Origin of the sequence: Pseudomonas sp. PDM05 (assembly GCF_014851685.1) — a bacterium.
Classification (GTDB): Bacteria; Pseudomonadota; Gammaproteobacteria; order Pseudomonadales; family Pseudomonadaceae; genus Aquipseudomonas.
Genome location: NZ_JACVAC010000011.1, coordinates 31,702 through 55,325 on the forward strand (window position 1 = coordinate 31,702; position 23,624 = coordinate 55,325).

The following is a 23,624-nucleotide window of genomic DNA, read 5'->3' on the forward strand; positions in this document are numbered from 1 at the left end:
TTTTTTGGCGATGAGTCCACGCAAGTGTGCCCGACGCTAGAAGGTGCCTCAATAGCTCGACGTGCTCGTTTTGAGAATCTTCAAGGAGGGCGTACCGCCAGCATCCAGCCGATCAGGCAGTGATTCGCGCCGGCGGTTGGCAGAAAGATCGGGACGCCGGGGAAGGGGAATTGCGGAGCAGCTTAAGAAATTGCGCAACAGAAACACTAAGGGTCTGCATGAAGTATCTCATGCAAGCCCTTGATATATATGGTGCCCGAACCCGGAATCGAACCGGGACGCCCTTACGAGCGGGGGATTTTAAGTCCCATGCGTCTACCAGTTTCGCCATTCGGGCGGTAGCGCGTTGCAGCAGGGTTGGGAATATATAGCCCCGGACGCTTCGGTGCAAGTTCGAATAGCAGGTTTGTTACACCCGAGAGGCCAGAAAAAACCCCGGTAGATCAGTGATCTACAGAGGATTTTTGGCGTGACTCCAAGGTCGCTCGATACGCGCGGGTAGGCCTGTTCAACCCTTGGGCATGGGGTTAATCTGCCACGCCCCCAATCATAAAAAGGAAGCAATGATGAGCGTCGAAACCCTGCCGCAAGAGGGCGGCTGTCGCTGTGGCCGCGTGCGTTTCAGCCTGGGCCTGGAACCGGTGATTACCATGGCGTGCCACTGCACCGGTTGCCAGAAAATGTCCTCCAGCGCGTTCTCCCTGAGTGCCTTGGTTCCCGCCAGCGGCTTCACCGTGACCCAGGGCTGCCCGGTCATTGGTGGGTTGCACGGGGTCGATCGCCACTACTTTTGCTCCCATTGCATGAGCTGGCTGTTTACGCGCCCCCATGGCATCGACGAGTTCGTCAACGTGCGCGCGACCTTGTTGGATAACACCACTGCCTACGCGCCCTTCATGGAGACCTGGACCTGCGAAAAACTGGCCTGGGCAACGACCCCGGCCGTCGAAAGTTTTGCGCAATTGCCCGAGCCCCAGGACTTCCCGCGATTGTTGCAAGCCTACGCGGTGTTCAAGGCGCGCTGACGCTAGTCAATCAACGCCAACAGGTCGGTGTCGCCCACATCCACGCCGGCCTGGGACAGCAAGGTGGTGGCCTGGCCGCGATGGTGGGTCTGGTGATTGAAAAAGTGCAGCAGCAGGCTGAAGAAATCCTTGTCCGCTGCCACGCCGCGCATGTTGTGGTAATGCAGGCGGTGATCGAGATCGGGCTCACGCACGGTGTGCGCCCAATCGATGATCATCTGATCCAGCCAGCGACGTCGAGCAGTGAGTTCGCGCAGATCAGCAAAGGCCAGTTGTTTCAGGTCGCCTGGTGTGGCTACCCCGTCCAGCGCAGCCAAGGTTGTGTAGCGTGCGGGGTGCCGGGCAAAGCGCTTGAGCCACACCGTGTCGCCCAGGGCCAAGTGGTTGAGGGTGCCGAGGATTGAGCCGAAAAACGCCTGGCGATCCACGGCCAGCTGCGCAGCACTCAGTGTGCCAGCGGCATCGTAGAGCTTGCGGTTCATCCACTGGTTGTAGCGGGCCATCAGCGCGATGTGCTCGATCCGGTTCACGTGGGTTTTCTCCTGAAGGCGCGGTGGCGCCATCATAAGCTGCGCCCGCCCGGCGGTCATGGTGTTCCGGCAGGCGCGGGCTATGGTTGTTAGACGCCAATACTGCGCCCTCGGAGGGTGACACCATGAACACCAGCGATCTACTCGAACAACTGTTGCGCGCCGGGCAAGCGGGCGGTGCCTCCTCGGGCGGTGGCCTGGGCGGACTGCTCGGCGGCTTACTGAAAGGCACCCGCACCGGCAATGCCTCGGCCGGCGGCGGTCTGGGGGATTTGCTGGGCGGCCTCGGCGGCATGCTGGGTGGCGCTACGGCGCGTCCGGCACAGGGACGTGCCGGCGGGATGAATTACGCGGCGCTGGCATCCCTGGGCATGATGGCCTTCCAGGCGTATCAGGCGTGGCAGAGCCAGCAAGCGAGCAAACCGCAGGCAGCCTTCCAGACGGCCGACCAACTCGCCGGCCCTGAAGCCGAAGCCCACAGCAATGCGGTGTTGCGCGCGTTGATTGCGGCGGCCAAGGCCGATGGGCGCATCGATGAAAAGGAGCAGCAGATGATTTCCAATGAGCTGCGCCAGCATACGGACGACACGCAGCTGCAACAGTGGCTCGACACTGAAGTCGCCAAACCCCTGGATGCGGCGGACTTTGCCGAATTTGCCGGCGACCCGGCAGTGGCCGCCGAGGTGTACCTGGCCAGTGTGATGCTGGTGGACGATCAGCAGGACGCTGAACGCAATTATCTGGATGACCTCGCGGCGCAGCTGCAACTCGACCCACAACTGCAACTGCATTTGGAGCGCCAGGCCAAAGCCTAGAAGCGCAACGTGGCGCCGGTGGTCAACCATTGGTCGCGCTCACCGATCAGGCTGCGCCCGACCACCAGGTCCACATCAAGCAACTCGCCGAGGTGCACGCGCGGCCCGGCCTGCCAAGCCTGATCGCCGCCTTGCTGACCGTAGCGTTCGGCGATCAGCGTCAGCCACTGCGCCGTCTGGTACTCCACCCCCGTGCCCCAGGTCAGGCGGTGGTTTTGCTTACCGTCGTCGTAGGCATGCGTCCAGCCCGCGTTGAGGTTCAGGCGCAGCGCCTGCACGGGTTGCCAGGTCAGCGGCACGTTCAGGTCCGCGCCATCAAACGCGTGCCGACGGTCAAGGGCGAGGTGCGCCCCGGCCGATACGGCGATCTGCACGCTACTGCGCGACAGCACCTGCGCCTTGAGCTGCGGGTTGGCCTGAGTTTCACCGTCGGCCCGTGACAGCGCCGTGCCCCACTGCACTGACGGCAAGCCGCTGAAGGTGCAGGCGGGCGATAGGGTTTCACTGTGCGTGCTGCCGTCGTGGCGGTTGGCAGTGAACCAGGCGTCGACGTTGCATTCCCCCGGCGCATTGATCGCGCCATCGTCGACGACATAAGCCCCGCCGGCGGCATGGGCCTTGGACAGCAGCGCAATGATCAGCAGCAAGGCCAGGGTCAAACCGATGAAAATCAGGTTGCGTTGAAGCGCGCGGCGCTTTGCGGGCGGCAACAGCAACAAGCTGTGACGCACGTCGCGAGCATGACGCGCGCGGTATTTGGCGAAGCCGTCCCGGCGCTTCGGGGTGTGTTTGTTGTGCATGATGCACCTCCCTTGAATTCAGCTTTCTACGGTCAGCACCGAAATGCCGCTGGCTTTGGCCTGGCACACCAGCTCCGAGGTGTCGTCACCACCCGGCAGGGCGATGACCACGTTGGGGCGGCTGTCGGTCAGCATGAAATGGTTGCGCTGGCGTTCCGCCTGCTTGCCGTGGCGCTGCCAGTTGGGCGGGTAGCGCACCACGTCGATGCCGAGTTCGCGCGCCCATTCCTCGACGTCACTGCCAAGGAATTGGTTGCCGCCGTGGATCAATACCTGCACCGGGTACAGGCGGTGGTAAGCGTCCAGCACTTGGCGGGACTTTCGGGTGTCGGCGTAATGACGACCTGCACAGATCAACACGCGCATATTCGAATCCTTGTGATGCACGGTGACGGCCGGGCGACCGCCACCGTTTGAACGGCGGGGATCAGTACCACTGCTTGAAGCGGCGGATGTAGATCGTTTTCATCAGTTGGGCCACACAGCAGTAGCTGAGCAGGGTGCCCACCAGCCATGGGAAGTACGCCAGCGGCAGCGGTTGCAGGCCGACCAGGGTGCCCAGGGGCGAGAACGGTACGTAGATCCCCAGCGCGATCACCACGCAGGTCATCATCAACACCGGCCAGGCGGCGGTGCTTTGGAAGAACGGGATCTTGCGGGTGCGCAACATGTGCACCACCAGGGTTTGCGAGAGCAGGCCCTCGATAAACCAGCCGGACTGGAACAGGGTCTGCATTTCCACGCTGTTGGCGCTGAACACGTACCACATCAGGGCAAAGGTGGTGATGTCGAAGATCGACGAGGTCGGCCCGATCCAGATCATGAAGCGGCCGATGTTTTTCGCATCCCACTTGCGTGGCTTGGCCAGGTATTCCTTGTCCATCTTGTCCCACGGCAGGGCCAACTGGGAGATGTCGTACATCAGGTTTTGCAGGAGCAAATGGATCGCCAACATTGGCATGAACGGGATAAATGCACTGGCCACCAGTACCGAGAACACGTTGCCGAAGTTGGAGCTGGCGGTCATGTTCAGGTACTTCATGATGTTGCCGAAGGTTTCGCGGCCCTTGAGCACGCCTTCTTCGAGCACCATCAGGCTCTTTTCCAACAGGATGATGTCGGCTGATTCCTTGGCGATGTCGGTACCGCTGTCCACCGAGATACCCACGTCGGCGTCGCGCAGTGCCGGTGCATCGTTGATGCCGTCACCGAGGAAACCCACGGTATGGCCGTTGGCTTGCAGGGCCTTGAGCACACGGGATTTTTGCAGCGGGGTCAGCTTGGCAAACACCGTGCGTTCTTCGACGCGGCGCAACAGGGTGGCGTCGTCCATCGCTTCGATTTCCGCGCCGAGCAGCGGCTGGCCAGGTTCAAGGCCGACCTGACGACAGATCTTGCTGGTGACCACGGCGTTGTCGCCGGTCAGCACTTTTACCGCTACGCCGATTTGTTGCAGCGCGGCAATTGCCGGGCCGGCGGTTTCCTTTGGTGGGTCAAGGAAGGTCAGGAAGCCCTGGATCACCAGGTTGCGCTCATCGGCGGTGGTGTATTGCTGGCGGGCCAACGCCTTGGGAATATTGCGCGTGGCCACCACCAATACGCGGAAGCCGTCTTCGTTGTAGTCGTTGGCCAGCGCCAGCAATTCGGTGCGGCGGCGCTCATCCAGCGGTATGGCGTCACCGCCCTCCATGACGTGGGTGGAAATGCTCAACATCTCCTCAACCGCGCCCTTGCACACCAGCAACTGATCATCGGCGGCGTCCTTGACCACAATGGACAGGCGACGGCGCACAAAATCGAACGGCAATTCATCGACCTTGCTGTAGGCAAACGGCACCTGAAACTTCGGGTTCTGCTCCGAGAACTGCACGACGGCCTGATCCATCAGGTTTTTCATGCCGCTTTGGTGATGGCTGTTGAGCCACGCCAGGGACAGCACCGCATCATCACGTTGGCCGAAGGCGTTGACGTGGTGTTCGAGGATGATCTTGTCCTGGGTCAGGGTGCCGGTCTTGTCAGTGCACAGCACGTCCATCGACCCGAAGTTCTGGATCGCGTTGAGGCGCTTGACCACCACCTTGCGCTTGGCCATCGCCGTGGCGCCTTTGGCCAGGTTGGCGCTGACGATCATCGGCAGCATTTCCGGGGTCAGGCCCACGGCAACCGCCAGGGCGAACAGGAACGCATCGCCCCAGTCACCCTTGGAGAGGCCGTTGAGCAGGAACACGATCGGCACCATCACCAGCATGAAGCGGATCAGCAGCCAACTGACGCTGTTGACCCCACGGTCGAACGCGGTCTGCACCCGTGAGCCCACAATCGCCTTGGCCAGGGAGCCAAAGTACGTGCGCGAGCCGGTGGCGACCACCACGGCGGTGGCGCGACCGCTGACCACGTTGGTGCCCATGAAGCAGATGTTCGGCAGGTCCAGCAGGTTGCCTTGGTCGGCGGCCAGGGGCGCGGCGGACTTTTGTGTGACGTCGCCGAGGGTGTCGTATTTTTCCACCGGCAAGGCTTCGCCGGTGAGGACCGCCTGGCTGATAAACAAGTCGCGGGACTCGATCAGGCGGATGTCGGCCGGGATCATGTCGCCGGCCGACAGCTGCACGATGTCGCCGGCCACCAGATCGCGCATCGGCACTTCACGCAGGGTCGGTTGGGCGCCGACCTGTTCGCGGCGCAGTACGGTGGCGGTGGTGCGCACCATGGCTTTCAAGGCTTCGGCGGATTTCGCCGAGCGGTGCTCCTGCCAGAAACGCAGCAGGCTGCTGAGCATGACCATAGTCATGATAATGATGACTTTGGTCAGGTCGACCTCTTCACCGGCTTGCAACGGCAGCCAATAGTCGGTGACGAAGCTGATGCCGCCCAGGGTCAGTAACACGTAGATGAACGGGTTGTTCAGTGCTTGCAGGAACTGGACGATGGCGTGTGGCGGCTTGTCATGGGCCACTTCGTTGTAGCCCTCGCGTTGCAGGCGCGCTTGGGCATCCAGTTCGGTCAGGCCATCCCGGGTGGCGCGTACGTTGGCGAGTGTGGCCGACAGACCGTTGTGGGCTTCGCGGGCGGCGCGCATCGACAGTCTGGTGTCGGCGTCGCTGGTTTTTTTGTTGTGCAGTGGCGTGTTTTTTACGGCGCTCATTTGCTGTACTCCTGTCGCCAATTCTCGACAAAACATACCCGGTACTTACCTGCTGACAGGCGAGCGAAAGCATGCCGAGCCGCGGACTTCGCGATCGGTTTAAATAAAGTGTCTGGACAACGGTTGTTGCGGCGTTAATTAATTAGCGCGCAGCGAGTTACAACTGGAATAGTTCATAAAGAACTCCAGGATCATAATCAGTTAGTTGCTGTTTCCAGCGGGTTTAAGCGGCGCGTGCGCTCACGTAAAGACCCAGGCTGGAAACCTTCGGTCTCTGTGGATCTTGAGGGTCGGCGTGATCCCAGTGCTGCACCAGTTGGCCGCTGTGTGGGCAGATACGCCAATGCGCCAGCGGATGCGCCGGACGCACTTTGGGGGAGGGTGTGGCAAAGGCCGAGCGGCCCGCGGAAAAACCGCCAGGCGTGCGGCACAGCTTGGCGCGCAGGGCTGCGGCCAAGGTGCGAACATCATGTAAAACAAAGGCTTGGAAGGTCATAACACACCTCGGGACCGGACGGGCGACCGGCGAGGCAGTTACGGTGGAGCATCGAGCTCTAGCGCAGCTTACCGGACCGGGGAGGCGAGTCCTGTCATATTCTGGGTTTGGCGCCCGATGCCCGCAAACGCGGTGCTCGGACAGCGACTAGATACTGTGTCCATTGGCTTCTTTTGTGAGGTTTAAAAAAGGCCCCAGTTGCGGGCAGGGGCAATCTACTCAGGCAGTTACAAAATGTCAACGCATGATTAATTAAAATGCCCGGCGTTCAGAGTTCATTCAGACAAGAGGCACTTGGAAGTTAGTCGATATATAACTTCAAATGCCTTGTGCCGCGAGAATGGCCAAGTAGATCAACACCACGCCACAGGCGCCATAACTGACGCGTTGCCAAGTGGGCGATGCATTCTGGCGCAGCAGGTTCACCAGTGCGGCAATCAGGAAACACGACAGCACTGAAGCCAGCATGAAGCCGGCAAAGAACATCAACGTCTGCCCGTGGCTCGGCGTCGCGCCGACAATGCCCGACAGCGCACTGCCCAAGGCGCCCCAATAGACGATGTTTTTCGGGTTGGCCAAGGAAATCGTCGCGCCGACGGCCAGTGCATTTTTCGCCGAACTGGCTGGCGCGCTGTCGGCGTCCGGCAAATTCCAGGCGTCGAGCAGGCTGCGCACGCCGAGCCAGGCCAGGTACAGCGCACAGGCCACGGTCAGCGGCACGCGCACGGCGTCATGCTGGATCAGCAGTGCAATCCCCGTAAGGCCAATCACCGCCCATACCGCGTCGCCCACCAGCGATCCGATTTGTACCAGCAGCGCCGGGGTAAAACCTTGGAGCAAGCCACGACGCAGGGTCTCCGCCAGCACGGCACCGGGAGATAGGCAAAACACAAAACCAAAAACCAGCGCGTAAAAGAAGATCGTCAGCATGCCCGCGTCCTTTCAGGAAAGTGCGGGAGCATACGCTGCAGATTTCCGTTACAGCAATCCAATGCGCTCAAGTTCCGCCTTCAATTCGGCCGCGCCGAGGCGCGCAAAGGGCAGGGCAAAAAACGCCCGGCAGCGGCACTCGATGGTTTCCAGCGTGGCCTGGAAAGCGGCATTGAGCATGGCTTCGTCGCCTTGCACATCCGAAGGGTCTTCAAGCCCCCAGTGGGCCTTGAGTGCTGGCCCGAAATACACCGGGCAGGCTTCACCGGCGGCCTTGTCGCAGACGGTGATCACCAGATCCGGCGGGCAGCCTTCAAACGCGTCATTGCCTTTACTGTACAGACCCGCGGTGCGGATGCCGGCGGCTTCCAGCGTGCTCAAGCTGCGCGGGAGCACCTGGCCCTTGGGGAAGCTGCCTGAACTGATGGCCTCGAAACCCTGCGGCGCCAAGTGGTTGAACACGGCTTCGGACAAGATGCTGCGGCAGCTGTTGGCGGTACACATGAACAGGACTTTCATTTCAGATACTCAAACGCAAGGCCAGGGCGGCAAGGGTGATCAACAGTACCGGCAAGGTCAGCACGATGCCGACCTTGAAATAGTAGCCCCAGGTGATGGTGATGCCTTTGCGCGCGAGGATATGCAGCCACAGCAACGTGGCCAGGCTGCCAATCGGGGTGATTTTCGGACCAAGGTCGCTGCCGATCACGTTGGCGTAGATCATCGCGTCCTTGACCACGCCCACGGCATGGCTGGACTCGATCGACAGTGCGCCGATCAACACCGTCGGCAGGTTGTTCATCGCCGAAGACAGCAACGCCGTCAGAACCCCGGTGCCCATCGCGGCGCCCCATACGCCGTAGGTGGCGAAGGTGTCGAGCCAGGTCGCGAGGTACGCGGTGAGGCCGGCGTTGCGCAAGCCGTAGACCACCAGATACATGCCCAGGGAAAAAACCACGATCTGCCACGGGGCTTCCTTGAGCACTTTGCGTGTGGAGATCTTATGACCCTTGGCGGCAATGACCAGCAGGAGCAGGGCGCAAGCGGCAGAAATCGCGCTGATGGGAATGCCCAGCGGCTCAAGGGCAAAACAGCCGATCAGCAGGATGCCCAACACCCACCAGCCAGCGCGGAACGTGGCGCGGTCATGAATGGCATGGGCCGGTTCTTCGAGGTCGGCCGGGTCGTAGGCCTGCGGAATATCGCGGCGGAAAAACCACAACAATACGGCCAGGGTGGCAGCGACGCTGACGAAGTTCACCGGCACCATTACCGCTGCGTATTCGTTGAAGCCGATCTTGAAGTAATCCGCCGAGACGATATTCACCAGGTTCGACACCACCAACGGCAGGCTCGCAGTATCGGCGATAAACCCCGCGCCCATGACAAAGGCCAGGGTCGCCGCCGGCGAGAAACGCAGCGCCAGCAGCATCGACATAACAATAGGCGTGAGGATCAGCGCCGCACCGTCATTGGCAAACAGTGCCGAGACCAGTGCGCCGAGCAGCACCATATAGGCGAACAATCGTCGCCCGCGCCCACGTCCCCAGCGCGCCACATGTAACGCGGTCCAGGCGAAGAAGCCGGCCTCGTCGAGCAGCAGGCTGATGATGATCAGGGCGACAAACGTGCCGGTGGCGTTCCAGATGATGTGCCACACCACCGGAATATCCCCCAGGCTGATCACGCCGCAGGCAAGGGCCAGGATCGCGCCCATCGTCGCGCTCCAGCCGACCCCGAGGCCCTTGGGCTGCCAGATGACCAATACGATGGTGAAAATAAAGATGCCAATGGCGACAAGCATGAATAAAAACTCCGATGGCTCAGCAGCAACTGCTGGCCCGTTGTGGTCGGTCGCCCATTGCATCCAGACGCTCGGCGTCGGTCTGCAACCACGGCAGGTTGGCTTGCAAGGTGATCTCCAGCACTTGGGTGACCCAGGAGGGCAGTGCGGGATTGATGCGGTAGTAGATCCATTGACCCTGGCGACGATCCAGCATCAACCCGCAACTGCGCAATTGCGCCAGGTGACGAGAAATTTTCGGCTGGCTGTCATCCAAGGCATGGATCAGTTCGCACACGCAAAGTTCGCCTTCACGCAGGATCAATAACGTCATGCGTGCGCGGGTGGCATCGGCCAGGCATTTGAACAGCGTGGGAGGGGAGATGAGCTCGGACATGGCCTTGGCCCTATACATATGGAAATTCGAATATACGTATTTCCATATGTGTCGGTCAAATCCGGTTACGATTGATATGGATCAACGCTCCTCAAATCAGCCACAAGTGTTTGAAATTAAAATGAAACACGAATGTCCTAAAGTGCCTGCCCATTGCTGATGAAGGAAGCCCCCGCGTGACCCGTGCCACTCGCAACCTGCGCAAGACCCTCGATTCCGTCGCGGAAAATAACGAAACCGCGGCGTTCGACCTGATGCGCGCCGTCGAAAAACTCGGCGATGAAGTGCTGCGCCAGCGCTTGCTCAATACTATTCATCGCTTGAATCAAGACGCCCACGAGTTGCGCGAAGCGCGGGACTCGGTGGAACAGGTGTCTGTGCGGCTCGCCTGAGCAAGATCGTTCAAGACAAGCCCCTTGTTGCGCTGGCATGCTTGTCGACTGTCTGTCGATGAGCTGTTTCCATGCCTACCGCCTTGCCTCATTACGCCTTCGCACGCGGCGCAATCGCCGTCATTCCATTGTCCCTGGCCTGTGCGCCGTGGGGGCTGCTGGCCGGCTCCATGGCCATCGATGCGCAATTCACCCCGCTGGAAGCTCAAGGGTTGTCGGCCATCGTGTTCGCCGGTGCCGCGCAGTTGGTGGCCATTGGCATGGTCAAGAGCGGCGCGAGCCTGATTTCCATCCTGCTGACCACTGTGCTGCTGACCTCCCAGCATCTGCTCTATGGCATGCACATGCGTCCCACGCTGTCGGCGCTCAACACGCGCTGGCGCATGAGCCTGGGCTTTTTGCTCACCGACGAATTCTTCGCCCTGGTCAGCCACTATGATCGCGACACCTTCAACCGCTGGTACGCACTGGGGGTCGGCCTGACGTTCTACATCGTCTGGAATCTGTTCACCCTGGCCGGCATCGTGCTTGGCAAGAGCATTCCCGGCCTGGATCAACTGGGCCTGGAGTTTTCCATCGCCGCCACCTTTATCGCGCTGATCACCCCGGTGGTGCGCGATGTGCCGACCGTGGTCTGCGTGGCCGTGGCGTTGCTGTTTTCGGTCTGGCTGAGCTTCCTGCACTGGGAGTCGGCGGTGGTGGTCTCTGGTGTACTGGGGATGAGCGCAGGCTATGCGTGCAAGCGATTGGGGGTAGGGCAGCAATGATCTTCATCATGATTGTGGCGATGGGCCTGGCAGTATTTCTCAACCGCTATCTGTTTATCGAGCCGCGCCTGCCGGTGCGCCTCAACCGTGGCGCGCGGGAGTTTCTTGGGTTTGCGGTGCCGGGCATGCTCACGGCGATCTGCGGGCCGATCATTTTTCTCGCCGACCACCAACTCAACCTGAGCCCGGCCAACCCGTACTTGCTCGCGGGCATCAGCGCGGTGGCGTTGATGTACTGGACGCGCAACGTGTTGCTCACTGTGCTGCTGAGCATGGCGTTGTTCTATCTGTTGCGCTGGCTGCTCTGACCTCCAGGCGAAAAAAAGCCCGCGGGAGGGCGGGCAGAAGGGAGGCTTCTAAAAATGAGCCCGGCCACTATAGGTGGCGCGTTCTCCCTTCACAGTGAAACTAAATTCATCCCGCCGACAGCAAGGCAGCCCCGTATGGGGCTGCCGTGTCATATCAGCTCTTGGCGTTGAGCTTGCGCAGTTCTTCATACGTGGCCGACTGGACGAACCAGAAGCCGGAGATGATGCACCACGTCAACGTACCGCCGACCAGGACCGCCAGGCCCGACAGAAAGCTCGCACTGAACATCGACACCAGGCCAATCAGCCAAACAAAGGCCAAGGCGATGTAGAGAACGGTGTTGTTGACGCTGATGACGAAATCTTTCATGACGCTTCCTTGTAGAGAATATCCCGTTGACCTCCTCAGTGAGATCAACCGCGGCATCATAATGCCATGTGCCAGACCGCGCCAGCTTTGGCCCCGCCGTCGCGCGCAAATGGTAGAGTCGCGTTTTTTCCTGGGGAGCAATGGCATGCACAAAGTGGTAATGGGCGCATTGGTACTGGCAGCGCTGGCCGGTTGCGCAGGTTCGAAGATGAAAGAGGCGCGCTCCGGTACGCCCTACAAAACCCTGGCTTCGGACAAAGCCACGTTGGTGGTTGCGCAGTGCATCCAGTTCGGCTGGCAGGATGAGAGCGTATTTGGCGTGGACGCCGGCGGCTTCAAGGAGCCGAACGGGGCGGGTGGTTTTACTGTGTACACCACCGGCGGCGACTACTTTGTCGACGTGCAAAGCGCGGGCGCGGGTGCCAGCGTCAAGTACTACGCCATTGAAGACAACATGCCTGCCAAGCGTCGCCTGGCAGCACTCGCGACTTGCCTGTAATCCATTGCCTTAGCGGATTTAGGAATTGCCCGGCGGGACAGCCGCCGGACATTGGCTTATCATTCCCCCCGCTCGTTCGGCGTGATGGCTCTTTACCAGTACACGGACGTCGAGGCCGAAGCGTCGGACGAGCATCTTTTTCCTCTAGCGGGGCATATAACCCAAGTGCCAGCGCCGGGGAATCTTCAGCGACAAGACCCCCAACGCCGCCGCCAATCCGCCGCTGACCAGCAGCGCCTTGAGGCCCATCTGCTGCTCAAGCACCGCCCCGATCACCGCGCCGACAAACATTCCAGTCCACGGAATCAGTTGCACACGCCAGCCATTGCGGCGTTCTCCCAGCAACCAGCGCCCCAGGCCGCGGCCAAAGCGCGACAGCGCGCCCGTCACGTACGTCAGCCCCACCGGCAAACCGTTGACCTCTTCGACCGCCGCATTGAGCATGCCCATCGCCAGGATTGCCGCCAGCAAGGCGGGTAGCGCATCGACCATCGGCAACCAGGCGCCAACGCACAACAAGGCGGCAATACACAGCAGCAGCGGCAGGGCATGCCGACGGCTGAAGCGGCTGACCACCACGCCCAACGCGTTGCCGATGACAAAGGTAGCGACGAGCAACAGCAAGCGTCCCGTCAAGCCCAGATCTCCCGCACTGATCGCCACCGCCAGGCGCGTGGTGTTGCCGCTCATGAACGAAACAAAATCACCACTGGCCATAAAGCCAATCGCATCGGTCATGCCCGCCAACACCGAAAGGCTGGCCACCAGCATCATCCCGACCCGGCCGCGCCAGCGCTGGCGGTGGGCAAGTGCAGCATTCACGTATGGCTTGGGGGACGAAGGCAGCATGGGGCCGGGCTCCTGGGTGAAATTATTCGGCCACTACGGTAGGACGCTTTGACACCCCGCGCAATGACCTCAGACACACTCCAGGCGCCAGCCCTCGTTTTCCCAGGTCAAACAGTGCGTCGGCCGGATTGCACGCATGAACGCTTGATCGTGGGACGCCACCAACAGCGCGCCGGTAAAACCGTGTAACGCCTGTTCAAACGCGAGTATCGACTCCAGATCCAAATGGTTGGTCGGCTCGTCCAACAGCAGCAACTGTGCCGGCGTTGCGCGCCATAAGGCAATCGCCATCGCCGCCTTTATGCGTTCGCCGCCACTGAGCTGCCCAAGCGGTTGAGTCACCCGCAAGGCGTCCAGTTGCAACAGCGCCAAACGTGTACGCAGTTCGGCTTCGGCCATCGGTGTGCCGAGTAGCTGGAGCTGCTCGATGACGGAGCGTTGATCGTCGAGTAACGCGAGGTGTTGATCAATATAGGCGCAGGGCACATGTACGCTGCAGACCCCACTGACCGCCCGCCATTGGCCCGCCAGCACCGCGAGCAACGTGGACTTGCCGCAGCCGTTCGGCCCGCGCACGGCGACGCGAACGGCGCCCGCAAGATGAAGGTTGAGGCGGGTGTGCGGTAGCCACGGCAGTTGAACATCCACCAGGCCCAGCACCTGTCGCCGCTTGGGCACGGTCGAGGCGGGCAGCGCCAGCAAGGTCGGCGTTTCATCTTGCACCCGCTCGTAGGCCTGACGCACCTGGGCGTCGAGTTCGTGCTTGTGGGCCGAGTGCGCGCTGCGCACAGTGCTGACGATTTCGCTGGCGGTACTTTTCCAGCGTGCCTTGGTGAAGCGGTCCACGTTAGCCGTTTCGGCTTGTTTGCGCGCGCGCGCGGCATGGCGTTGCAGGCTGTCATGCTCGGTTTGCAGGCGCCGTCTTTCGCGGCTGCGGGCCAGGCGGGCATGTTCCAGGGCCGCGACCGCAGCCTGCTGTTCGGCGTCGCGTTGCAGGCGGTAGGCATCGTAGTTGCCGCCATAGACCTGGGCGCCAAGGGGCGAGAGTTCGATGATGCGCCCCAGGCTGTTGAGCAGTTGCCGGTCGTGGCTGACCACCACCAGGCCGCCGCGCCAACCCGCCAACTGTTGCAGCAGCCAGTCGCGGCCGCGGCTGTCGAGGTGGTTGGTGGGTTCATCGAGCACTAATAGTTGTGGGGCCGCCAGCAACGCGCCGATCAGCGCGACCCGTGCCAATTGGCCACCGCTGAGCTGAGCGGCCGGGCTTTGCGGCGCGAGGTGCGCCAACCCTGCGCTATCCAGCGCGCTGCACAGGCGTTCGCGCAGGTCCCAGCGATCATCGATCAGCTCTAGATCGTGCAGCTGCGCAGTGCCCTCGGCCATGCGTTCAAGTGCAGCCAAGGTCAGTGCTGTGCCTGTCAGATGGGCGATGGTGTCGCCTTGGGCGACATCCAGGCTTTGCGGCACGTAAGCCACGCTGGCGGTACGATTCAGTGTGCCAGTGGAGGGCTGCAGCCGCCCGGCAATCAATTGGGCGAGGATACTTTTGCCCCGTCCGTTGCGCCCGACGATGCCGGTCGGCGTGTGGTCGATGGACAGGGTCAGGTCTTGCAGCAATGTTTCGCCATTGGCGAACTGAAAGCACAGGTGTTGCAGGGAAACCAATGCGGGCAGGCGTTTGACGTCAGTCATCAGCACCTCCAGAAAAATGTCGAACAGGCCAACAAGCGCGCCGGGCGGCTTGTTGCAGATACATTTTGGAAGGCTTAGCTGTTCACGTCGGCGGTCGTCCCGGGAGTCAGAAGGGATGCAAAGCCTAACCCGGCTGGGCTTTTTTCGGCAAGTCTGCGGCTAGCTGCTCCAGAAACATCGCCAGCGCCACCTCTTCCGCCTTGAGCCCTTTGCGTCCCCGTGGCTTGGGCAGCCTGGACAGTTCACCCAGGCTGAAATGCTCCAGCACAGCCGGGTGGATATAACATTTGCGGCACACCGCCGGGGTGTTGCCCAGTTGCTTGGCGACGTCCTTGACCGTCGCCACCACGTGGCGCTTGGCGTCGGATTCCGGCTGCCACTCCAACTCACGCAATACCGCGAGTGCCAGTGCGGTGCCGGCCCAGGTGCGGTAGTCCTTGGCGGTGAAGTCGGCGCCGGTGAGGCTGTGCAGATACGCGTTCACATCCTGGGAACTGACGGTATGGCGCTCGCCGTCTTCGTCCAGGTACTGGAACAGGTTCTGTCCCGGCAACTCCAGGCAGCGCTTGACCACCGTGGCCAGGCGCCGGTCCTTGACGCTGACCTGATGTTCGACGCCACTTTTGCCACGGAACTGGAAGCGGATCTCGCTGCCCTTGATACCCACATGGCGGTTGCGCAGGGTCGTCAGTCCGTAGGATTTGTTGTCCCGTGCGTATTGGGTGTTGCCGACGCGAATCAGTGTGGCGTCGAGCAGCATCACCACCGTGGCCAGGACCTTTTCGCGGGTGAATCCCGGCGCGGCGATTTGCGCTTGCAGTTGCTTGCGCAGCTTGGGCAGGGCCTTGCCGAATGCCTGCAGACGCGAATATTTGTCGCTGTCGCGCACTTCGCGCCAGCGTGCGTGGTAGCGATACTGCTTGCGCCCGCGGGCATCCCGGCCGGTGGCCTGGAGATGTCCACGCGGGTCGGCGCAGATCCATACGTCGGTATAGGCGGGCGGCACGGCCAGGGCGTTCAGGCGCTGGATCTCATCGGCGTCGCGGATGCGTACCCCGCGGGTATCGAAGTACTGGAACTTGCCCCGCAGCGTCTTGCGGCGGATGCCGGGCTGGGTGTCGTCGACGTAATGCAGGTCATGGGGGAGGTCGGTGTCAGGCATGGTGCGGTTCCTTGGCAACAATCAGGCCGGTATGCCTGATTGACCGCAGCCGTGTGCAGTCGTGCCAAAAGCTTGCTCAGGCGAGGACCGCCACCGCCTTGATCTGCGCCCACAGCGTCTGGCCGGGATGCAGTTGCAACTGGTCGCGGGAAAAACGCGTGATGCGCGCCAGCAGCGGTGTGCCTGCGGCATCCAGGCGTACCAGCACGTGGGCGTTATTGTCGGCGCCGATTTCCTGGGTGACCGTCACTGGCAGGCGATTGAGGATGCTGCTGTGTTCTTCCGCCTGCAGGCTGAGGCTTACGTCACGCGTCTGCACCTTGATCCGCAGCGCCTTGCCCACCGCCAGCGGCGCATGGGCCACGCGCATGTGCAAGGCACTGGCGGGCAGTTGCAGGGTCAGCAGTTGGTAATGTGTGTCATAGGCGCTGACCGTGCCATTGATCACCACGCCGGCGTCGTCGCCCGAGGCCATGGGCAGATCGAGCCGTGCCAGGGTTTCACCGATGGGGCCACTGGCCAGGGCCTTGCCGTCACTGAGCAAGACAAGGTGATCGGCCAGGCGGGCGACTTCATCCTGGGCATGGCTGACGTACAGCACCGGGATGTCCAGCTCATCGTGCAGGCGTTCGAGATACGGCAGGATTTCGCCTTTGCGCTTGCTGTCGAGGGCCGCCAGGGGTTCATCCATCAACAGCAACCGGGGGCTGGTGAGCAGGGCTCGGGCGATGCCGACGCGTTGGCGCTCGCCGCCGGACAAGTGCTGGGGGTGGCGCTCGAGCAAGTGGCCGATGCCCAGCAGTGCGGTGGCGTGGCCCATGTCTACGCGACGTTGCTGACGTGCAATGCGCTTGAGGCCGAATTCCAGGTTGGCGCGCACCGACAAATGCGGGAACAGACTCGCCTCTTGAAACACATAACCCAGCGCGCGTTTGTGCGGCGGTACGAACAGGCCCTTGGCGCTGTCTTGCCAGACTTCGTCGTTGATCTTCACAAAACCGTGTTCGGCCCGTTCCAGCCCGGCGATGGCACGCAGGCAGGTGGTCTTGCCGGAGCCGGAATGGCCGAACAACGCCGTCACGCCACGACCGGGCAGTTGCAGGTTCACGTCGAGGGCAAAGCCCGAGTAGTTCAATTGCAGGCGTGCATCAATCATCGTGGTCAGCTCCAACCCATCTTGGTTTTACGGCTTGAGTAGAGCGCCAGCAACACGAGGAACGCGAACACCACCATGGAGCCCGCCAGCCAATGGGCCTGGGCATATTCCATGGCTTCGACATGGTCGTAGATCTGCACCGAGACCACGCGGGTCTTGTCCGGGATATTGCCACCGATCATCAGTACCACGCCGAACTCACCCACGGTGTGGGCAAAGCCGAGGATCGCAGCGGTGATAAAGCCAGGGCGAGCCAGGGGCAGGATTACGCTGAAGAAGGTGTCCCAAGGATTGGCGCGCAATGTCGCGGCGACTTCCAAAGGACGTGTGCCGATAGCGCAGAACGCGTTTTGCAGCGGCTGCACCACGAATGGCATGGAATAGATCACCGAGCCGATCACCAGCCCGGAGAAACTGAAAGTCAGGGTACCCAGGCCCAGCCATTGGGTGAACTGGCCGAAGTAACCGTTGGGGCCCATGGTCAGCAGCAGGTAGAAGCCGATGACCGTCGGTGGCAACACCAATGGCAAGGCGACGATTGCACCGATGGGGCCGCGCCACCAGGAACGGGTGCGCGACAGCCACAGGGCAATCGGAGTGCCGATGACCAGTAGGATCACTGTGGTCAGTGACGCCAGCTTGATGGTCAACCAGATGGCGGAAAAATCGGCACTCGTTAGCGGCATTTAGAGCTCGTAACCGTAGGACTTGATAACGGCCGCGGCCTTCGGCCCTTTCAGGTATTCAACCAAGGCCTTGGCAGCCACGCTGTCCTTGCCCTTGTTGAGGATCACCGCGTCCTGTTTGATCGGGTCATGCAGGGACGAAGGGACAATCCACGCCGAACCGCTGGTGACTTTGCCGTCTTTATAGATCTGCGACAAGGCCACGAAGCCCACTTCGGCATTCCCGGTGGAGACGAACTGATAGGCCTGGGTGATGTTCTGGCCTTCGACGAGCTTGTCCTTGACCTTGTCGGTCAGGCCTTCTTTGGCCAGCACTTGGGTCGCTGCCAGGCCGTATGGCGCAGCTTTCGGGTTGGCGATGGACAGGTGCTTGAATTCGTTCTTCTTCAAGACCTCACCCTTGGCGTCTACATAACCGTCTTTGGCCGACCACAGCGCCAGGGTGCCGACGGCGTAAGTGAAGCGCGAGCCTTTGACGGTGTCGCCTTCGGTTTCCAGCTTTTGCGGGGTGGTGTCATCGGCGGCAAGGAACACTTCGAATGGCGCGCCGTTCTTGATCTGGGTGTAGAACTGGCCGGTGGCGCCGTAGGCCGCGACCAGTTTGTGGCCGGTGTCTTTTTCGAAATCGGCGGCAATTGCGTGGATCGGTGCGGTGAAGTTGGCGGCGACGGCGACTTGCACTTCGTCGGCGTGGGCCGCACCAAAGGCGAGGGCGGCGACCAACGCGGCCAGGCGTGAGGCACGAATCTTCATAGAGCAGCTCCTTAAAGGGTGTACGGCTTGTTATAGGGAGAAGGCTTTACCGCTATCTACGGGAATATATAGCGGTTGGCCATTGCCGGTACAGTGCCAAGTTGCCCCAGGTGTCAGTTCTTCTTGAGTTTGGCCAGGGTCTGTTCGGCCAATTGGCGCGTCAGGTCATAGGTGGACAGCTCTTTGCCCAGGCGCAACGCCTGGCCTGACCACAGGTTGCTGAAACCCGCTTCATCCTTGGCCTTGAGCGGCATCAGCGCGCCCCCGGACCTTGGAAATGCCGGCGCCAGGATATTGATCGGGCCCAACTCGCGCATGACCCGGTTGAGGATGCCGCGTGCCGGCCGGCCGGTGAACAGGTTGGTCAGCGCGGTTTCACTCGCCTGGGCATGGCGCAGTGCATAGTGGTGGGCTGCGCTGACGCTGGCTTGGGGCGTAAATAGATACGCCGTTCCTACCTGCACGGCCGAAGCGCCCAAGGCGAACGCCGCCACAATCCCACGCGCGTCGGCAATACCTCCGGCGGCAATCACCGGTACATTCACGGCGTCGACGATCTGCGGCAGCAGCGCGAACAAACCGATTTGAGTGTTGAGGTCGTCACTCAGGAACATCCCACGATGCCCGCCAGCTTCAATGCCCATGGCAATGATCGCGTCGCAGCCGTGTTGTTCCAGCCAGATTGCTTCTTCGACAGTCGTGGCCGATGACAGTACCTTCGCCCCGGTAGCTTTCACACGCTCCAGCAAGCCTTTTTCCGGCAGGCCGAAGTGGAAACTGACGACTTCGGGGCGGAACTCTTCAACCACTTGGCAGGCGGCGTCGTTGAACGGCGCACGATTGGATACCGGCGTAGGCGCCTCGAAGTCAGCGCCCAGTTCGCGGTAGTAGGGTTCCAGCAATGCTTTCCAGCGCTGATCGCCGGCTTCATCCGGTTCGGGCGGCTGGTGGCAGAAGAAGTTGACGTTGATCGGGCGCGTGCTGCCTTGGCGGATAGTGGTCAAGGCTTCACGCAGTTGCTCGATGCTCAGGGTTGCCGCCGGCAGCGAGCCGAGCGCGCCGGCCGCATTGGCGTCGATGACCATGGCAGCGGTCGTCGCCCCGGCCATCGGCGCTTGAATGATCGGCACTTCAATGCCCAGCAGGTCAAGAAGGCGGGTGTCTGGCCAGGTGCTCATGGGGTGCGTCTCCAGCTTTAGTAGGATTTTTCGCTGTTTTAGCAGGGCCCTTGGCGGTCGGCCAGTCTGTTTTATTCACTGGACGCAGGTACATTTTCGTGTTGCTCAAGGCTGGCCTTCGCGCTCCAGCAAGCGCCGCTTGCGTTCCACCCCCCAGCGGTAACCCGATAGCTCGCCGTTGCTGCGCACAACGCGGTGACAGGGAATGGCCACCGCCAGGTTGTTTGCCCCACAGGCCTGGGCCACTGCGCGGTACGACTTGGGCGCGCCGATACGCTCGGCGATCTGCGCATAGCTGGCGGTGCTACCCAGCGGGATGTCCCGCAAAGCTTGCCATACCCGTTGCTGAAAGGCCGTGCCACGCAGGTCCAGCGGCAAGTCCAGGCCCAGGGCGGGGGTTTCGATAAAACCCACGACTTGCGCGATCAACTGTTCAAAGCCGCGGTCAGCGCCCACCAGTTCGGCCTTGGGGAACTGATCCTGTAGATCACGCACCAGCGCATCCGGGTCATCGCCCAGTAGGATCGCGCAGACGCCACGGCGACTTTGTGCGACCAGAATCGCCCCCAACGAGCATTGGCCGACGGCAAACAACATTGCGCTGTTGGTGCCGCCGGCCTTGTAGTCGCTGGGCGTCATGCCGAGCAGTTGGTCGGCAGATTCATAAAAGCGGCTGTTGGAGTTGAAGCCGGCGTCATACAGCGCATCTGTGACCGAATGCCGGCCCTTGAGCGCCTCGCGCACTTTGCGTGAGCGCCGGGCGTTGGCGTACGCCTTGGGCGTCAGGCCGGTGACGGCTTTGAACACGCGATGAAAATGGTAGGGGCTGAGCCCGGCGTGCGCGGCCAGCGTGCTGAGGCTGGGCGGGGCGTCGGCCTGCTCAATCTGGCGGCACGCCTCGGCCACCAGGTGCGCGTGGTGTTCCGCCAATTGGGTCTGATCCCCGGCCGCGCGTTTACTCGCGCGATAGCCTGCGGCCTCGGCTTGCGCCGCAGTGTCGAAGAACTGGATGTTTTCCGGGCGTGGCAGCCGCGAGGCGCTGCTGGGGCGGCAATACACACCAGTGGTTTTGACCGCATAGACGAACAGCGTATCGGCCTTGGGGTCGCGGGCGACGACGGCGGCCCAGCGCGGGTCTTGTTCGGTTTTCATGGCCTCTGCACTCTGAATGGAGATGCGTAGGTTAAACGCAGCGCACCGGCCTGACACTCTGAAGCTTGCGCTCGAATTATCCTGCCGTGCGAAACGTCAGGTTGATGCGTTGCGGGCCCATGATCGGGTGCAGGCCTTCCTTGATTGGCATCACGCCGTGAAAACGCAGGCGGTCAACGCCGCCCCACACCACCACGTCACCATGAAACAGCGAAATTTTTTGCGTCTTGTCACTGCGTTCATGGCCACCAAACAGGAAAATCGCCGGCAAACCGAGGGACACCGATACCACGGGCGCGTCGAAGCGCCGTTCATTCTTGTCCTGGTGCAGGGACATTTTCGCACCCGCAACGTAGCGGTTGATCAGGCAGGCGTCGGGGTTGAAGTCGATGAAACCGGCATCTGCCGCGGCCAGCACGGCCAGTTCACGCAGCTCATCGGGCATCGCTGGCCAAGGCTGCTGGCTGCGCGGGTCCAGCGAGGTGTAGCGGTAGCCGTGGTGCGCGCTGGTCCAGCCCAGCGCACCACAACTGCTCAGTGCTGCCGACATGGTAAAGCCGCCCGGGGTCACCATTTGCCGAAACGGGGATTGCGCCAGAATGCCGCGTAGCGCAGGCAGAAGGCGATCGATCCAGGGCAGGGCATAGCCCCTTAGCACGTAGGACTCATCGCCGATTTGTTCACGCCCCGCGGGTTGTTGCAGGGCGTCATCGGCAAACAGGTCAGCAGTGGGGCCGGGCATCGGCTTACAGCGCCTTGCTCACAGTGATGTCGGTAATTTCATCACTGGCATCGTGAATCTTGGCCAGGGCTTGCTTGGCTTCTTCCACGCTGTTGCTGTGCAGTTGGGCGAACTCGAAACGGCGCTCGCCGTTGAGTTTGTACTTGATGACGTATTTGGTGGTGGTCACTGCTTGTTTCCTGTGAAGGGCCCGGGTCAGCTCAGTTTGGTGCTGGTACGACGGACGATACGGATCTTGTGGGACAGCGCTGGTTTGCGGGTCACGCTGATGGCGCGGCGGGTGACCACATCCAGCGTGATGTTCCAGAAACCGGTGCTCGGTGCGGTGATCTTGGCTGGGAACTTGTCGAACGCGCCGCCGTGGTAGGTGTGGCGGCCGCCATTCTTGAAGCTGCGGAAATTTGCGTCGCTCATCAGACGGATATTACAAGTCTGTGAGCATTCGATGACGACAATGTCTCCCTCATTGAGGTGCTCGCGCTGGTGGATGAATTTCATGGGGGGCGTCTCCAGAAGGACTTTTTCTGAAAAATCAGAACGATACGTAGGTTAAGATAGAGTTTATCAGCCCCAGCGCTTTTATTATCGGGCCGTTGTCGGTGACATCGACAATTTAAAACAGTTTTTTCTCGAGTTATCAGGGATAAATCCTACGTTGGCGGGAGAAAATTACCATCCCCGCTGTCGTAGGGTCTTTATCGGAGGTTTTATATGAAGTGGAGTGTGTTGGTTCTGGCCCTGGCGATAGGTGGCTGTGCTTCGGTTGCCGATATCAAGCAGACCCCGCCCACCCTTGCGGTCATTTCCGGCAAGAAGCCGCAGGAATATGCCGCTTGTGTGGTGCGCAAACTATCGACCACCCGTCGTCCGCCGCAGATCGAGCCGCACAAGGATGGTGTACGGGTGATCGTGCCGCAGAAGTTTTCCGCCGACCCTTCCGCGATTTTTGAAATTGAAGAACGCTCCAGCGGCAGTAGCATCAAGCTCTACGAGAGCATGTCCAATGTGCCGATCCGTCCGGGTGATGTGAAAAAGGCTGGGGAAGATTGCATTTCTGGCTGATGCCGTTACGGAATATCCGATATGAAACGTGAACACGTCACCGCCCGTCACGCCGAGGGTCAGATCTCGGCCACCCATGTCATCCAGAATCCCGCCGACCTTGGCGAGTGGATCGTCTTCTTCAAGAAAAGCGGCGGGCGCAGTTTTTTTCTGGTGGACGAACACGATGAAGTCGAGTCCTTTGCCAGCCTCGATGACCTGACCGAAACCCTGCGCGGGCTAGGTATCAAGTTCGCCGAGATTCACCTGTAGCCTATTTGCACACCACCACGACGCTGCGGCTTTTATAGTTGCCGACGTCTTTGCCCAGGGTTTTGTCGTCTTCACTCAAGGCCGGCGTGCCCTCGGTGCCGACGATGCGGTAGCCGGTGCCTGCACACGAGGCGTCGGCCTTTTCGTAGCAACTGGCCCAGGAATTGGCCTCGCCCGAGCAGTCGACGGTCAGGCCTTGTTCGCCGTTTTTCAGGTAGACGTCAGATGTAGTGGTGCACCCGGCAAGCGCCAGTACCGCAGTCAGTGCCAGTATCTTATTCATGGATAGGTCGTCGTAGAAGGTGTTGGAGGACGCGCGGACCCGGTTGTGGGGCGTCTGCGCAAGACTATAGCGAACTGCCATCTGGGTACAGACAAACACAAAAAAGCCCCGTTCAACGGGGCTTTTTACGCGGCGCGCCAGGGCTTATTTGCCTTTTGGGCGCTTGCTCGATGCGTGGCCGGCTTCATCCACAAACACCTCGGCAACCGCAATCGCCTGGCTTTCGCTGGCGAAAGCCCCGGCGACGCTGTCACCGTGGAAGTTGATCAGGTGCCAGCCATCAGCACGCTTGGTGATCAGGTAGCCGTTTACGCCTTTTGGTTCTGACATCTATCGAGAATCTCGTGGTCTGGATCAAGGGGGTAATGATAGCGCCAAATGTCGCACCGCCGCCCAAGTTATT

31 protein-coding genes and 1 tRNA gene are annotated in these 23,624 nt (G+C 61.1%); 8 read left to right on the plus strand and 24 right to left on the minus strand.

The genetic code is table 11. The features are described 5' to 3' along the window. Positions 1 to 250: 250 nt before the first annotated feature. Positions 251 to 337: transfer RNA gene (locus tag IB241_RS20255), tRNA-Leu, on the minus strand. A gap of 229 nt (positions 338 to 566) precedes the next feature. On the opposite strand from IB241_RS20255, the gene IB241_RS20260 reads away from it, so the two are divergent. Then, positions 567 to 1,025 carry a GFA family protein gene (locus IB241_RS20260; RefSeq protein ID WP_192299988.1) on the plus strand — a complete coding sequence of 153 codons (459 nt, stop codon included), beginning with the start codon at positions 567 to 569 and terminating at the stop codon, positions 1,023 to 1,025. Positions 1,026 to 1,027: 2 nt separating this feature from the next. Here the strand turns inward: IB241_RS20260 and IB241_RS20265 are convergent, their stop codons facing one another. Then, positions 1,028 to 1,555 carry a DinB family protein gene (locus IB241_RS20265; RefSeq protein WP_192299989.1) on the minus strand — a complete coding sequence of 176 codons (528 nt, stop codon included), beginning with the start codon at positions 1,553 to 1,555 and terminating at the stop codon, positions 1,028 to 1,030. A 125-nt stretch (positions 1,556 to 1,680) separates the two neighbouring features. Here IB241_RS20265 and IB241_RS20270 point away from each other — a divergent pair, with 125 nt between their 5' ends. Beyond that, positions 1,681 to 2,370, plus strand: a complete 690-nt coding sequence (locus tag IB241_RS20270; protein ID WP_192299990.1) for a tellurite resistance TerB family protein — start codon at positions 1,681 to 1,683, stop codon at positions 2,368 to 2,370. Here the strand turns inward: IB241_RS20270 and IB241_RS20275 are convergent. The 8 genes from IB241_RS20275 to IB241_RS20310 form a co-directional block, all read right to left on the minus strand. Further along, positions 2,367 to 3,170, minus strand: coding sequence for a hypothetical protein (locus IB241_RS20275; protein ID WP_192299991.1), 804 nt, complete (start codon positions 3,168 to 3,170; stop codon positions 2,367 to 2,369). The two genes, IB241_RS20270 and IB241_RS20275, sit on opposite strands and share 4 nt — an antisense overlap. Before the next feature lie 18 nt (positions 3,171 to 3,188). Further along, positions 3,189 to 3,536: a DUF2493 domain-containing protein gene (locus IB241_RS20280; RefSeq protein WP_192299992.1), complete on the minus strand. Its 348-nt coding sequence runs from the start codon at positions 3,534 to 3,536 to the stop codon at positions 3,189 to 3,191. A gap of 61 nt (positions 3,537 to 3,597) precedes the next feature. Beyond that, complete coding sequence (gene mgtA / locus IB241_RS20285) at positions 3,598 to 6,312, minus strand: magnesium-translocating P-type ATPase (RefSeq protein WP_192299993.1); 2,715 nt, start codon at positions 6,310 to 6,312, stop codon at positions 3,598 to 3,600. Positions 6,313 to 6,535: 223 nt separating this feature from the next. Continuing rightward, entirely contained in the window at positions 6,536 to 6,808 is a 273-nt protein-coding gene (locus tag IB241_RS20290; protein ID WP_192299994.1) for a hypothetical protein, read from the minus strand. 318 nt (positions 6,809 to 7,126) lie between these two features. Further along, positions 7,127 to 7,738 (minus strand): LysE family transporter, encoded by a 612-nt coding sequence (locus IB241_RS20295; protein WP_192299995.1) that lies wholly within the window; start codon positions 7,736 to 7,738, stop codon positions 7,127 to 7,129. 48 nt (positions 7,739 to 7,786) lie between these two features. Further along, entirely contained in the window at positions 7,787 to 8,257 is a 471-nt protein-coding gene (locus tag IB241_RS20300) for an arsenate reductase ArsC (protein WP_192299996.1), read from the minus strand. 1 nt (position 8,258) lies between these two features. After that, positions 8,259 to 9,542: an arsenic transporter gene (locus IB241_RS20305; RefSeq protein WP_192299997.1), complete on the minus strand. Its 1,284-nt coding sequence runs from the start codon at positions 9,540 to 9,542 to the stop codon at positions 8,259 to 8,261. A gap of 19 nt (positions 9,543 to 9,561) precedes the next feature. Continuing rightward, the gene (locus IB241_RS20310; protein WP_192299998.1) at positions 9,562 to 9,918 is read right to left on the minus strand and encodes a metalloregulator ArsR/SmtB family transcription factor; all 357 of its coding nucleotides are present in this window, start codon (positions 9,916 to 9,918) and stop codon (positions 9,562 to 9,564) included. A gap of 176 nt (positions 9,919 to 10,094) precedes the next feature. On the opposite strand from IB241_RS20310, the gene IB241_RS20315 reads away from it, so the two are divergent. The 3 genes from IB241_RS20315 (at position 10,095) to IB241_RS20325 (ending at position 11,385) form a co-directional block, all read left to right on the plus strand. Next, on the plus strand, positions 10,095 to 10,310 hold the full coding sequence (locus IB241_RS20315; RefSeq protein WP_025856028.1) for a hypothetical protein: 216 nt from the start codon (positions 10,095 to 10,097) through the stop codon (positions 10,308 to 10,310). A 71-nt stretch (positions 10,311 to 10,381) separates the two neighbouring features. Then, entirely contained in the window at positions 10,382 to 11,077 is a 696-nt protein-coding gene (locus tag IB241_RS20320; protein WP_192299999.1) for an AzlC family ABC transporter permease, read from the plus strand. Next, the gene (locus IB241_RS20325) at positions 11,074 to 11,385 is read left to right on the plus strand and encodes an AzlD domain-containing protein (RefSeq protein WP_192300000.1); all 312 of its coding nucleotides are present in this window, start codon (positions 11,074 to 11,076) and stop codon (positions 11,383 to 11,385) included. The genes IB241_RS20320 and IB241_RS20325 overlap by 4 nt, the downstream gene beginning before the upstream one ends. 154 nt (positions 11,386 to 11,539) lie before the next feature. Here the strand turns inward: IB241_RS20325 and IB241_RS20330 are convergent, their stop codons facing one another. Next, positions 11,540 to 11,755, minus strand: coding sequence for a hypothetical protein (locus IB241_RS20330; protein ID WP_192300001.1), 216 nt, complete (start codon positions 11,753 to 11,755; stop codon positions 11,540 to 11,542). A 145-nt stretch (positions 11,756 to 11,900) separates the two neighbouring features. On the opposite strand from IB241_RS20330, the gene IB241_RS20335 reads away from it, so the two are divergent. Next, the gene (locus tag IB241_RS20335; RefSeq protein ID WP_192300002.1) at positions 11,901 to 12,254 is read left to right on the plus strand and encodes a hypothetical protein; all 354 of its coding nucleotides are present in this window, start codon (positions 11,901 to 11,903) and stop codon (positions 12,252 to 12,254) included. Between the two features lie 144 nt (positions 12,255 to 12,398). Here IB241_RS20335 and IB241_RS20340 read toward each other — a convergent pair whose 3' ends face one another. The 11 genes from IB241_RS20340 to IB241_RS20390 form a co-directional block, all read right to left on the minus strand. After that, positions 12,399 to 13,103 (minus strand): YoaK family protein, encoded by a 705-nt coding sequence (locus tag IB241_RS20340; RefSeq protein WP_192300003.1) that lies wholly within the window; start codon positions 13,101 to 13,103, stop codon positions 12,399 to 12,401. A 69-nt stretch (positions 13,104 to 13,172) separates the two neighbouring features. After that, entirely contained in the window at positions 13,173 to 14,795 is a 1,623-nt protein-coding gene (locus IB241_RS20345) for an ABC-F family ATP-binding cassette domain-containing protein (RefSeq protein ID WP_192300004.1), read from the minus strand. Between the two features lie 124 nt (positions 14,796 to 14,919). Next, positions 14,920 to 15,957 (minus strand): DNA topoisomerase IB, encoded by a 1,038-nt coding sequence (locus IB241_RS20350; RefSeq protein ID WP_192300005.1) that lies wholly within the window; start codon positions 15,955 to 15,957, stop codon positions 14,920 to 14,922. Positions 15,958 to 16,033: 76 nt separating this feature from the next. After that, positions 16,034 to 17,113 (minus strand): molybdenum ABC transporter ATP-binding protein, encoded by a 1,080-nt coding sequence (gene modC / locus IB241_RS20355; RefSeq protein WP_192300006.1) that lies wholly within the window; start codon positions 17,111 to 17,113, stop codon positions 16,034 to 16,036. A gap of 5 nt (positions 17,114 to 17,118) precedes the next feature. Beyond that, positions 17,119 to 17,799 carry a molybdate ABC transporter permease subunit gene (gene modB, locus IB241_RS20360; RefSeq protein WP_192300007.1) on the minus strand — a complete coding sequence of 227 codons (681 nt, stop codon included), beginning with the start codon at positions 17,797 to 17,799 and terminating at the stop codon, positions 17,119 to 17,121. Then, positions 17,800 to 18,552 carry a molybdate ABC transporter substrate-binding protein gene (gene modA, locus IB241_RS20365; protein ID WP_192300008.1) on the minus strand — a complete coding sequence of 251 codons (753 nt, stop codon included), beginning with the start codon at positions 18,550 to 18,552 and terminating at the stop codon, positions 17,800 to 17,802. Positions 18,553 to 18,665: 113 nt separating this feature from the next. Continuing rightward, positions 18,666 to 19,730: an NAD(P)H-dependent flavin oxidoreductase gene (locus IB241_RS20370; RefSeq protein ID WP_192300009.1), complete on the minus strand. Its 1,065-nt coding sequence runs from the start codon at positions 19,728 to 19,730 to the stop codon at positions 18,666 to 18,668. Positions 19,731 to 19,835: 105 nt separating this feature from the next. Continuing rightward, entirely contained in the window at positions 19,836 to 20,882 is a 1,047-nt protein-coding gene (ada, locus tag IB241_RS20375; RefSeq protein ID WP_192300010.1) for a bifunctional DNA-binding transcriptional regulator/O6-methylguanine-DNA methyltransferase Ada, read from the minus strand. A gap of 76 nt (positions 20,883 to 20,958) precedes the next feature. Then, a complete protein-coding gene (gene alkB / locus IB241_RS20380; protein ID WP_192300011.1) occupies positions 20,959 to 21,624 on the minus strand; it encodes a DNA oxidative demethylase AlkB in 666 nt (221 codons plus the stop codon). 4 nt (positions 21,625 to 21,628) lie between these two features. Then, positions 21,629 to 21,793, minus strand: coding sequence for a hypothetical protein (locus tag IB241_RS20385; protein ID WP_017734220.1), 165 nt, complete (start codon positions 21,791 to 21,793; stop codon positions 21,629 to 21,631). Positions 21,794 to 21,819: 26 nt separating this feature from the next. After that, a complete protein-coding gene (locus IB241_RS20390) occupies positions 21,820 to 22,122 on the minus strand; it encodes a DUF1883 domain-containing protein (protein ID WP_003173824.1) in 303 nt (100 codons plus the stop codon). A gap of 213 nt (positions 22,123 to 22,335) precedes the next feature. Here IB241_RS20390 and IB241_RS20395 point away from each other — a divergent pair, with 213 nt between their 5' ends. Further along, a complete protein-coding gene (locus tag IB241_RS20395; RefSeq protein WP_192300012.1) occupies positions 22,336 to 22,686 on the plus strand; it encodes a hypothetical protein in 351 nt (116 codons plus the stop codon). A 21-nt stretch (positions 22,687 to 22,707) separates the two neighbouring features. Next, a complete protein-coding gene (locus IB241_RS20400) occupies positions 22,708 to 22,938 on the plus strand; it encodes a hypothetical protein (protein ID WP_192300013.1) in 231 nt (76 codons plus the stop codon). 1 nt (position 22,939) lies between these two features. Here the strand turns inward: IB241_RS20400 and IB241_RS20405 are convergent, their stop codons facing one another. Together IB241_RS20405 and IB241_RS20410 are read right to left on the minus strand one after the other, a co-directional pair. Continuing rightward, positions 22,940 to 23,221, minus strand: a complete 282-nt coding sequence (locus IB241_RS20405; protein ID WP_192300014.1) for a hypothetical protein — start codon at positions 23,219 to 23,221, stop codon at positions 22,940 to 22,942. Positions 23,222 to 23,365: 144 nt separating this feature from the next. Next, the gene (locus IB241_RS20410) at positions 23,366 to 23,551 is read right to left on the minus strand and encodes a hypothetical protein (protein ID WP_012724166.1); all 186 of its coding nucleotides are present in this window, start codon (positions 23,549 to 23,551) and stop codon (positions 23,366 to 23,368) included. Positions 23,552 to 23,624 lie beyond the last annotated feature (73 nt).